Here is a 12,197-nt window from a genome sequence, read left to right as displayed (position 1 = left end):
ATAAATAATAATATTTGTCTTTAAGAATCTAGGAGAGCTCATGGAGTTTAGCGTTAAGAGCGGCAGCCCGGAAAAACAACGTTCGGCCTGTATTGTCGTTGGTGTCTATGAACCTAGACGCCTCTCTGGTATTGCTGAGCAACTGGATAAAATCAGTGAAGGCTACATTAGCAACTTACTTCGCCGCGGCGACTTAGAGGGTAAGCCGGGTCAGATGCTACTTTTGCATCATGTGCCCAACGTGTTGAGTGAACGCGTCCTTCTTGTAGGTTGTGGCAAAGAACGAGAACTAGACGAACGCCAGTACAAGCAGATCATCACTAAAACCATCAACACCTTAAACGACACAGGTTCAATGGAGGCCGTTTGCTTCCTGACCGAACTGCACGTTAAGGGCCGTGACACCTATTGGAAAGTACGCGAAGCCGTTGAATCGACTCAAAATAGTCTGTACAGCTTCGACGCACTCAAGACCCGTAAGGGCGAGACCCGTCGTCCGCTGCGCAAGCTGGTCTTCAATGTACCGACCCGCCGCGAACTCACTGTGGGTGAGCGCGCCATCGAGCACGGCATGGCCGTATCGACCGGTACCCAGCTATGTCGCGACGTGGCCAACATGCCACCAAACATCTGTAACCCGGCTTACCTGGCCTCTCAGGCTCGCCAGATTGCCGAGAACCATGAAAACCTCACCGTCACCACGGTAGGTGAAGAGCAGATGGCTAAGCTTGGCATGAACTCATACCTGGCCGTCGGCCGCGGCAGCCATAACGAGTCTGTCATGACCGTCATGGAATACAAGGGCGCGGTAGACAGCACTGAGAAGCCAATCGTGCTCGTGGGTAAGGGTCTTACCTTCGACTCGGGCGGTATCTCTCTCAAGCCTGGCGAAGCCATGGATGAGATGAAATATGACATGGGCGGCGCCGCAGGCGTGATCGGCACCATGCTGGCCCTGTGTGAGCTGAAGCTGCCGATCAATGTAGTGGGCATCCTGGCAGGCTGTGAAAACATGCCGTCGAGCAACGCCTACCGTCCAGGGGATATCCTGACCACTATGTCGGGCCAGACAGTCGAAGTGCTCAACACCGACGCCGAAGGCCGTCTGGTACTGTGTGACGTGCTCACCTATGTAGAGCGTTTCGACCCTGAGCTGGTCGTTGACACGGCAACCCTTACCGGTGCCTGTGTGATCGCACTGGGTAAACACGCCTCGGGTCTCTTCTCTTCACACAACCCGCTGGCCCACGAGCTACTGAACGCCGGCGAGCAGAGTGGCGACCGCGCATGGCGCATGCCGCTGTGGGACGAGTACCAGGAGCATCTGGAAAGCCCGTTTGCCGACATGACTAACCTGGGTGGTCGTCCTGCCGGTGCCATCACAGCAGCCTGCTTCCTGTCACGCTTCGCCAAGAAGTATAACTGGGCGCATCTTGATGTGGCCGGTACCGCATGGAACAGTGGCGCCAACAAGGGCTCAACGGGTCGTCCCGTACCGCTACTGACTCAGTTCCTGATCAACCGTGCAGGCGTTGAACAGGGCGAGTAATCCACTCTTCTAAACACGGCATAAGACTGTGTTTAACACAAAAAAGGTGAAGCAATTGCTTCACCTTTTTTTATGGGATTTACTCCTCCTTAATGGGTTTATTTAGAACCCTAGCCCCTGCTTAGCACGCCAGCTTAGCCCACCTACTTAGCGCGCCTGCTTAGCCCACCTGGCTGGCCTTAAGCAGCTGCACCATCATCAGCAGGACACCGCCGAACACGCTAAAGGAGGCGATCGCCAGGATAGGATCAACCACGTCCAGCGCCACAAACTCGCCGTAGAGCAGGAACAGGCCAATGGCGACCCCTATGGTGCCCAGCTGATGTAACCAGAACTGCGCCGTGACCAGTTTCCCCGAATGCGCCCCCGTAGAAGCCGCTAGCCAGAGGCGATAACAGAGGGCATAACTGAAGGAGATCAGAAAGCCTATCATCATGATGTGGGCGTGGGTCACCAGCTGACCATGGTCATGGGAGGCCGCCATGTAGAGGCCCAAGGCTAGCCCGAGCAGGGCGTAGCTAAAGGCCGTTAAAAGATATCGTCTATCCATCTCTGTCACTCCGTTGGGGCTCAAATGCCCACCTAACCTATCTACTCAGTGTAGGTCAGCCTGGCTCTGAGATGACGGCTGGCGGCCGCTTTAGCGCTTTGTAGCAAATTGTAACCTTTTAAACCATTTAAGAAACAGTATGTTATAAGATGCTGTAATAATAACTATTCAAGGACTCTTGAGCCAGGCTCGACTCTCCCCCTATGATGTTCACATAAGAATAACAATAATGTACGGACCCTCATTTAATGACCAAGCTCAGCTACCAGATAGGCGGATGCGAATTAGACTGCAAGTTAATGTCATTAAAACACGCAGACAGCAGCATAAAACTCTCCTCCAAAGTCTTCGAACTCCTGATGCTCTTCATCGACAGTCCAGACAATGTCGTCTCGCGCCAGCAGGCGATCGACACCATCTGGCTGGGCAACGAAGGGGTCGGCAAGAAGGGCTTCACCAACGGCATCTGGGTACTGAGAAAGACCTTTAAGGATCTGGGGGTCGAGGAGGAGGTGTTTAATACCCTGCCTAAACTCGGCTATCAACTCACCCTGGCGGTGCAGCCCGTCGACAGCCAAGCGGCGCTTAGCCCCTCTCGCTCCTATACCCGCTATTTTCGCCATGCAGCCTTTATCGCGATTTCACTCATAACAGCTCTGCTCCTTTGGCTAGGTTTGAGCGGCATTTCCGACGAGCAACCCGTGCAGATCAGCCAGCTACGGCCTGTTACAACCCCAACCAAGCTAAAGGTGACCAACTATGGCGGGGTCGAGGAGCATATTGCCGTGTCCCACGACGGCCAGCGACTGGCCATGCAGTGGCGCGACAACTCCCTGAGCGGCAAGATCTATATCAAGGAGCTGAGTCAGGTCGATGCGCCGCTGACCCTGATCTCCTTCGAGAACAACGAAGAGGCCTCCCCCGCCTGGTCACGATCCGATGAGAAGCTGGCCTATGTGCGTCTCGACCCGGCCGGAGGCTGTCAGGTCAGGGTGAGAAACCTTTTGGATAACACAGACCAACTCATCGCCTCCGACTGTTTCTATATCCCCTATAAGCGCATCGTCTCCTGGTCCGGAGTCGACGACAAGCGCCTGCTCTACGCCAAGAAGATGCAGGACCGCGTGGCCCTGATGGCCTACAACTTCGATACGGCCGAGCATCAGCAGGTGAGTTTTCCCGACAAGAACGAGATAGACTACGCCCCCAAATGGCTGGACCAGGATACTCAGCTGGCCTTTATTCGCGAGCGGGCGGCCTCCAACTTGCTCAGCCTGATCCTACAGACGGGGGACGGCAGTGAACGAGAGCTTATCCAAAACAGTCCCAGCATAGTCGATTTCGACTACTCGGCCCGCGAGCAGCTGTTTTACGTCAACAATCTCGACGGCGCAGCGGCCATCATCTCCCGTATTCGTCAGGACGGCAGCCAGCTGGCACCGCTGGCGCAATCTGGCTTACCCAGCAGCATTAGCCTCTCCGACACACAAGCCATGCTCTATGTAACCGAACATATCTCCAAGGAGTACATCACTCAGCAGGCCTACGGTGATGGCAAGCAGCTCAGGCGCATCTCCTCCTCCTCCCGCGACATGTATGGCAAGTATGCCAAGGCCACTGGCGATATCCTGTTTCTCTCCAACCGCTCCGCCCTCTGGTCGATTTGGCGCAACAATAAGGTGAGCAGCAAGAACATCACCCACTCTCTCGGTAATGTCGGCGTGCCGGCCATCTCCCCCGTGAGCAGCGACTTTGCGGTCAATATCATCTCCGACACGGGCCGCACCCTCTACATAGGCAATATAGAATCTGAGAGCTTTCGCGCCATCGATATCCAGGGGATCGAGGCCGATAACTTGAGCTGGTCGGCGGATGGTGAAGCCCTCTACTTCAAAGGCTTCGCTAAGGAAAAAAACGGCATCTATAAGCTGAATGTCAAATCTGGCGAGCTTGAAAAGATCACCCAGCAGCAAGGTGTCTACGCCATCGAGGGGAAGGACGCCAACCATCTCTATCTGTCCAAGTTCGATCAGAACGGCATCTGGCACCTGGATCGCACTACAGACAAGATGACGCTGATCACCGACAAGTTAGCCAAGTATGACTATGGCGCCTTCTACTATGAGCAGGGCTATCTCTACTTCTTGAGTCGCGATGCCGAGCGCGACGCCATCATGCGTATCTCACTTGCCGACAATGACCACAAGCCTGAGTTAGTGCAAAGTTTTGCCCCAGATGCGGTGCGCAAGTTTTTCGGCCTCTCGCCGGCGGATGGCCACTCCTTTCTGGTCACCCTAAAACTGGCCAACGAGGCCGATGTCTTCGGTTACAAGCTGGTGACAGAATAGATTTAACTAATTGATCTAATTGGATTAGATATTTTAAAGAGATAAAAAATGCCCTCATAGAGCAAAAAACGGCGAATAATCGAGACGCCCTTCGTTGTGCGCTTATTACCTTCACGTTATTAAATTGTGACAGTCAAAATCCATTGACTCGACAGCACACAATAACAAGAAGGAAAGGACATGAAATTTACCAAATGCACCCTAGCATTGTGCGTCTCGACCGCCATTCTCTCCAGCGCCCTACAGGCCAAGACAGAATCGATCTCAGCCTTTGGCGTGGATCAGGCGCAGACCAGGGCGACCTACACTTTCTCACTGGCACAGACAGAAAAAGCCGCTGGCCAACTTAGCGCCAAGGAAGTACTCGGCCAACAGGCGCAGCTGCTTAAGCAGATCCAGGCCATAGACCCACAGGCACGCCTGGTGGGCAGCAGCCATCTATTGGCCAATACGGTCACCGTCGAGGTGCAGCAAGATGCACTGGCCAAGATCCGTGCGCTGGATGCCATCGCCCAAACCTTCCACTGCGAGCAGCTCTTTAGCGAGCAGGCCTCGATAGTCCAGGCTCGCACACGCACCGCCAGCCAAGACGCCAGCCCCCTCAGCGAACAAGATATCGAGCTGATGAGCCCCTACACAGATAAAGAGACCGCAGGCACAGGCGTCAGCATCGCCATCATCTCTACCGGTATCGACTATACCCTGCCTATCTTCGGCGGTTCAGGCGTCTATGGTGAAGACAATGACCCCGAGACGCCGCCACCGGCTGGCAGCTACCTTGAAGCCCTTGAAAATGGGGCCATCGAGTACGCTGGTTTTCCCACTGAGGTGGTGGCCGGGGGCTGGGACTTTGTCAGCGAAAACTATGGCAACGATGCCAACCCGATAGATCAAAACCTAGAATATGAAGCCTATAATGGCTGGGTCTACCCCACAGGCACGGGCACTGAGATCGCCAGCATAGTGCATCAGCTCGCGCCGGGCGCCAAGCTACACGCCTACAAGGTGTATAACGTGATGGAGAAGAACGGCAGGGTATCGGCCTCTGGCCCCAGCCTTAACTCCATTGTCTCGGCCTTTGAACACGCCATGGATCCTAACCAGGACGGTGACACCAGTGATCATCTGGATATCGTCTTGATCGACGCGGCGGGCGCGGGCGCCTTCTTCGACATCGACGGCAACGCCTCCCCTAGCCTGCTGCAGATGCTGATCGAGCGCGTCTCGGCTCAAGGCATGACAGTGGTGACCCACGCAGGAAACCTTGGCCTCTACTCGCTATTTGGCGATGCAGAAGCCAAACACCGCAACTGGATTTCCAGCGAAGGTAGCGCCACCTCGGCCATTGCCGTCGGCGCCGTCAACCATGGCGAAGATGGCGTGAGCAAGGTCATTCCCGACTGGGCACCTATGGGCCCGGTGCGCGGCTCCCAGGCCCTTAAGCCTGAGATAGTTACCTTTACCGATGAGCAGCCAGTCGCCAAGATCTCTAACCCAGATGAAACCGCCGCCAAGCTGGGAAGTCGCAGCGGCGCCTTCACAGGTGCTGCGCGCATCGCGGCGGCGGCAGCCGTGATCAAGAGCCAGCACCCAGACTTCGGCCCCGCCGAGATCAAGGCCCTGCTGGCCAATACCGCCGACATCTCTTCAATCCTGGAGAGTGACGGTGTGACCCCAGCAGAGCTTTATGCCATGGGCCATGGTGTCGAAAACCTCACCAACGCCATCGCCTCGCCTATCGTTGCCTGGGAAACCAGCAGCAACCAGCCCTATGTGCAGTTCGGCATGCATGAGGTCGCCCAAAGCAAGACGCTGCATAAGCGCATCACCCTGAGAAACCTCTCAGATACGGCGCAAACCTATCAACTCTCCTACAAGATGACCGGGGACAAGGCCGGCTACCAGGCGCTAATCCTGAGCCTGCCCGAGAGCGTGAACATTCCGGCGCACTCGAGCGTGATCCTTCCGCTCACCCTGACCATAGCGGGCGACAAGCTGCCCCAGTGGCCACTGATGGGTACAGGCGACCATGTGGATGCCAACCTCAAGGCCACCGAGCTTAACGGCTACATCAGTCTGAGCGCCGATGATCAGCCCGAGATCAACCTGGGCTGGATGGTGAAGGCGCGCAGCAACACCAGCATCACCAAGAAACCCAACGCCATCGAGTACCCCAACTACCTGGGCTACAACCCAGATCTGGGACAGACAGAATGGGAGCACCTGAATTGGGGACGCGAACTCTATCCAGATACCGAATCTGGCTCACTGAACTATCAGGGCTATGTGGCGTCGTTCGTTAACGAGTCGAACACGCCAACCACCTACCAGGCCTACCCATTGCTTCTGCAAAACCCGACCCTGCCCGAGAAGCTACAGGGGCTGAAGGGGCACATGATAAAGGCGGTCGGTGGCGCTATCTATGATGACGCCCAGTGCAGCGTGACCGGTAAGAAACTCAATATTGCCGTCAGCCTGTTTCAACCAGCGGATGTGGCTCTGCCCAACTTCTTCGAGCGTGGACCGCGCCTGTTTACCTATGACCTCTTCTATGAAGCCTCGGTCAAGGAGAACGGCTGGGACAAGAGCTTCGAAGGCGCCTACATTTATGATGACGCACAGAAGGTGAACCAACCCTTTGTCGCCCTCAACGACAAGGGACAACCCACTACCTATGTGATCGATCTCAATCTGCCTTACGACTATACAAACCCAACGGGCCGCTATAAGGAATCGACACTGCCGACCTTCTTTGCCAACAACGGGAGAAATATCGTGTCGCAGGTCTGTCTGGAAGATATGTTCCACCACGAGCTGGATAGCGTCGAAGATTTCGACCAAAACTTTGGCTTCCATATCGAAACCGACCGTCATACAGGCAAGGCGCAATATGAGCCTATCACTCAGTTCAACCCCATCAAGGGCGGCAGCTACACCACGGAAGAATCTTGCTACCTTGACTGGTTCAGTGGCGAAGAGGTGTGCTCTGAAACCGTATTCGATCGCTCGCTCAAGATAGGTTTCGCCGGTAAGGCGGACGACCAGGTGGTCAGCGATCTGGCCTTCGAGCAGACCTATACGGCTCAGCCTGGTGAGGAAGTCTATATCGCCTCTGTGGGTACCTCTGAGCTAGGTGGTTTTGGCAGGCTGCCCGAGCCTAAGGGCTTCATGGTGGTGAGCCTTAACGACGACTTCATGCAGATAGGCTACAACGCCCTGGTGGACGATGACGGTTCGGCAATTGCAAAAGCCAAAGCCGGACAGGTGTTTAGCGTAGAGGAAAATGCTGAGGTTGGCACAGTCGTCGGCGAGATAGCCCTCGATACCCAGGGCTTCTTTACCTCGGGCTCGAGTTCATATACGGCCTTCGAACTACATATTACCAATACCCTTGTCGGTACACCGTTTGCCATCAATCAGGAGACCTTCGAGCTCTATGTGGCCAATCCTGAGGCCTTGGATTTCGAGAACAACCGCGAGTTCGAAGTCAAGGTCACCTCTCAGCGCGGGAACAGCATAGGCGAAACCGAGACCCTGACTGTCATGGTACAGGACATCAATGACATGGCACCCGAGCTGAATGAAGCGGTTGCAGCGTCACTGAAAGTCGCACCACTGAGCTTCAAGTCTGGCTCATCAGCCAGCTTCAATCTGGATGTGAGCGGCCTGTTCACCGACATGGAAGGCAATGGCCTGAGCTACCAGGTCGAAGGCAGCAGCTTCGCCGCCCTGAGCATCTCTGGCACCCAGATAACCGGCCAGGTCGACAGCGAAGGCAGTCATCCTCTGACCATCATCGCCTCCGACGGTGCGCATGAGGTTAGCCACACGCTGCAGATTGAGGCGAGCCAGGCACCGGAAAGCGACGATGGTGGCGCCCTGGGCTGGCTATCGTTACTGCTGGGACTGACGGCCATGGTTCGTCGCCGCCGCTAGGCAGCTCCTGAGTCTTCACACGATTGGGATAGCCAATGTTGGCTATCCCGCTTCTCGCCACTATTAAGGTATTCAAATGAAATCAAGTCGTAGAAATTTGTTAATGAATGCACTCTCGGTTGCCATCGCCGGCGCTTGCTATGCCAACCCTGGCGCCGCAAGCTTTAGCGATGATACCAAGCCACTGCAAACCATTATTCCCGGCCAAGAAAAACTCAAACTCGAACGCGCCGATAAACAACGCAGCAACGGCATGTACTTCGTCCGCTTCAAAGAGGCCCCGGTCGCCAGCTATGATGGCTCGCTGGCGGGCTTTGCCGCCACCAATATTCAAGTCAACCAGTCAAACAAGCAGGCATCTGGTCTGCTGAACAGCCAGTCTAAGGCCAGCCTGCAATACAGAGGCTACCTGAAACAGCAGCAAGCCAAGGTCAAGCAGAGACTAAACGGCAAACTCAAACGTATTCTGACCCCGACCCAGGAATACCAGCTGATCGTCAACGCCATGGCGGTAAAGCTTAAGCCGGGTGAGGCCGACATCATAGCCAAAGACCCTGAGGTTTTGAGCGTAGAGCCCATAGGCCTGCACTTTATTCAAACCTCCACCGGGCCCGAGTTCATCGGCGCCAAGCAGGTCTGGCAGGGCGATGAAACCGTCGAGGCAACAAAAGGGGAAGGGGTTATCGTCGGCGTGATGGACACAGGGATCAACGCCAATCACCCCTCCTTTGCCGAGGTGGGCGCCGATGGCTACCAGCACAAGAACCCCCTAGGCGACGGCCAGTACCTAGGGGATTGCCAGCAGTATAGCCAGTTTTGTAACGGCAAACTCATAGGCATCATCAGCTATCCCGAGCTTATCCAATATCGTCAAGACACGGCCGACAGCCTGGACGATCCCGCCTATGAGGATCTCGCCAACAAGGTCAAGGTGGGCTATGACTTCAACGGACACGGCTCCCATGTGGCCTCTACTGCGTCGGGCAATATACTGCACGACGTCAACTTCTATCTGCAGGTGCAGGAGGAAGATGGCACTATCATCGCTGAGAAGAGCGCCTTCGAATTTGACGCCATCAGCGGCGTGGCCCCCCATGCCAACCTAGTGTCCTACCAGGTGTGTGACGATGCCGGCTCCTGTTATCCAGAATTTACCCTCAAGGCGATTGAACATGCCATAGAAAACGGGGTACAGGTGCTCAACTACTCTGTGGGCGGCTCGGCCAAAGACCCTTGGTCCTCCATCGACGCCGAAGCCTTCCTCAACGCCCGCGAGGCGGGAATTCATGTGGCCGTGGCCGCAGGTAACGCGGGCCCAAGCGCCAGCACCATAGGTTCGCCGGGCAACGCCCCCTGGGTGACGACGGTCGCCGCCTATACCCACGATCTCGAGTTCAAACAGAAATCCCTCACCAACATGAGCGGCGGCGAGACGCCGCCAGGCGACATGATGGGCTTTGGCGTGACCAAAGGTGTGAGCGGCAAGGTGGTTCTGGCGGCCAGCGTCGATTCTGACAACGCCCAGTGCACCGACCCTTTCGAGGCCGGCAGCTTCGATGGCGAGATCGTCGTCTGTGAACGCGGAACCAACGCGCGGGTGCGCAAGGGGATCAATGTAAAAGAAGGCGGCGCCGGCGGCATGATCTTGATAAACATGCCTGATGGCGTAGATTCGCTGCACAATGACAACCATGTTCTGCCTGCCATTCAGCTTAATGCCGCCGATGGCGAGCGTCTGACCCAGTGGCTGGCCAGCGGTGAAGGTCATCAGGCGACAATTGCAGCCACGGAAACCACCAGAAACGCCAGCCTGGGGGATATCGCCGGGGTCTTCACCTCTCGCGGGCCTAACCTGCCCTATCCCAACATCTTCTCACCGGATATCGCCGCACCCGGGGTCGATATCTACGCCGCCAACGCCGAAGACAGGCTGTTCGAGGGGCAGATAGGTCATATTCCATTCGCCAGCTTGTCCGGCACCTCTATGGCCACGCCCCATGTGACCGGCGCCTATGCCCTGCTCAAGGCCACGCATCCAGACTGGACACCGGCTCAGGCGCAATCGGCCTTCATGAGCACCGCCCATCAGACCACCTACAAGGACGATGACTATGATGGCACCTTAGAACGCTCCGACTTCTTCGACCAGGGCGCGGGCAGCCTGCGTATCAACCAGGCGCTGAAGGCAGGCCTGCTGCTGGATATCGACAAGGCTGGATACCTGGCGGCTAATCCTGAGATGGGCGGCGATCCCAGTGCGCTCAACACCAGCTCCATGGTGCAAAACCAGTGTATCTCCAACTGCAGCTGGACCCGCACCGTCACCGCGACCCAGGCCAGCAACTGGAGCGCCGAGTATGAATATCTCAACCCAGGCTTCACCCTGGAGGTGACCCCATCGAGCTTTTCCCTCAACGCGGGGGAATCTCAAGTGCTCACCATCAAGGCGACCGCCAACATCAACCTGGTGGATGAGTGGGTGCACGGCTACATCAAGCTTAACAATGCCGACACCAGCATGAGCGACACCCACCTGCAGGCCACCATAGGCTTCAAGGCGGGCCAGGTGGCCGAGGAAGTCTCTGCCGAGATGAACAATCTCGATAACCAGCTGGTGATCGAAGATATCTTCACCTCGGGCAGTAACGCACTCCAGGTCAAGGGCTTCGGCCTGTATAAGGCGCAGTCCTTCACCGGCAGCGCGATTGGTTCCTCTAACGATGCCGAGCGTGGCAGCCCGCACTCGAATCCTGAGGTGATCTTCAGCGTGCCCACCGTGGTCAAGCCCTACACCAAACGCCTGGTGGTAGAGATAACCGACACCACCTCACCCGACATGGATCTCTATGTCGGCATAGATGAAAACGGTGACGGCATGCCAGATGCCTATGAGGTGTACTATTCACTGCTCTGTCTGAGCGGCGAGATAGACTCTAAGGAGCGCTGCGTCCTGGAAAATCCGCCAACCGGCAACTATTGGATATTTGCCCACAACTATGAGGGCAGGGTCGAGGATGAAGCCGACGAGGTGACCCTGGAGATCACCCATGTGAACTACAGCAACCAGGCAAGTTTCGACATCACGGCCCCAAGCCAGGTGGCACAGGATGAGCGCTTCGACGTGAGCCTGTCGGTCAACGGCTATCTGGATGACAGCCTGAGTCTGCAGCCGCTTGAAGCCGGCGAGACCTACTATGGCCTGCTCGAGATGGGCACCACAAGCGAGCTTAAGCGCAACATAGGCGCCACCCTGATCAAGGTAAAAGGCCTAGATCCGGTTGAGGTGCCGCAAAACACGGCGCCCGTGCTGGCCAATCCGATTGCCGACCTTCAGACCCAGCTAAGCGAACAGGGCAGCGCAGTGGTCAGCCTAGATCTCAGCCAGGTCTTTAGCGACGCCGAGGGCGATACCCTCAGTTTATCGGCGACGGGTGTCGAAGGACTAACCTTAGATGGCACTCAGCTTGAGATGAGCTTTACCGCCAGCGGCGAATACCCAATAGTCATCTCGGCCAGCGACGGGGAATTCAGCACAGAGACGCAATTTACCGTCACTGTGACAGCGGCGCCGGTAGTACCTGTCGAGCCACCGAGTGAATCGAGTGGTGGCGGCAGCCTAGGTTACTTCGCCCTGCTACTGCTTGGTCTCTCAGGCCTTAGACGCCGCCAGCGCTAATGGCGAGTGGTGACTAACACAGTCGTTTAACCAACCACCGGCAACAGGGACGTTTGCCGGTTTTTTTAGATCATCGAGTTTTCCCTAACACCGAATCTCCTCTCTCCTCTCTCCTCCTCTCGGCGGTCAACATCGACA

5 protein-coding genes are annotated in these 12,197 nt (G+C 56.2%); 4 read left to right on the top strand and 1 reads right to left on the bottom strand.

The features are described from left to right. Positions 1-40: 40 nt before the first annotated feature. The gene (pepA, locus tag K0H80_RS04740; protein WP_011864744.1) at positions 41-1,549 is read left to right on the top strand and encodes a leucyl aminopeptidase; all 1,509 of its coding nucleotides are present in this window, start codon (positions 41-43) and stop codon (positions 1,547-1,549) included. A gap of 160 nt (positions 1,550-1,709) precedes the next feature. Here the strand turns inward: pepA and K0H80_RS04735 are convergent, their stop codons facing one another. Beyond that, on the bottom strand, positions 1,710-2,099 hold the full coding sequence (locus K0H80_RS04735; protein ID WP_220073283.1) for a TonB-dependent receptor: 390 nt from the start codon (positions 2,097-2,099) through the stop codon (positions 1,710-1,712). Positions 2,100-2,398: 299 nt separating this feature from the next. Between K0H80_RS04735 and K0H80_RS04730 the strand changes: the two genes are divergently transcribed. The 3 genes from K0H80_RS04730 (at position 2,399) to K0H80_RS04720 (ending at position 12,059) form a co-directional block, all read left to right on the top strand. Beyond that, positions 2,399-4,447 (top strand): winged helix-turn-helix domain-containing protein, encoded by a 2,049-nt coding sequence (locus K0H80_RS04730; RefSeq protein WP_220073282.1) that lies wholly within the window; start codon positions 2,399-2,401, stop codon positions 4,445-4,447. A gap of 180 nt (positions 4,448-4,627) precedes the next feature. Further along, a complete protein-coding gene (locus K0H80_RS04725; RefSeq protein WP_220073281.1) occupies positions 4,628-8,383 on the top strand; it encodes a S8 family serine peptidase in 3,756 nt (1,251 codons plus the stop codon). Positions 8,384-8,486: 103 nt separating this feature from the next. Then, the gene (locus K0H80_RS04720) at positions 8,487-12,059 is read left to right on the top strand and encodes a S8 family serine peptidase (protein ID WP_258406178.1); all 3,573 of its coding nucleotides are present in this window, start codon (positions 8,487-8,489) and stop codon (positions 12,057-12,059) included. Positions 12,060-12,197 lie beyond the last annotated feature (138 nt).

Source organism: Shewanella aegiceratis (assembly GCF_019457495.1).
Taxonomy (GTDB): Bacteria; Pseudomonadota; Gammaproteobacteria; order Enterobacterales; family Shewanellaceae; genus Shewanella; species Shewanella loihica.
Note: the sequence above shows the minus strand (reverse complement) of the source record. Positions and strands in the feature narration are given on the sequence as shown.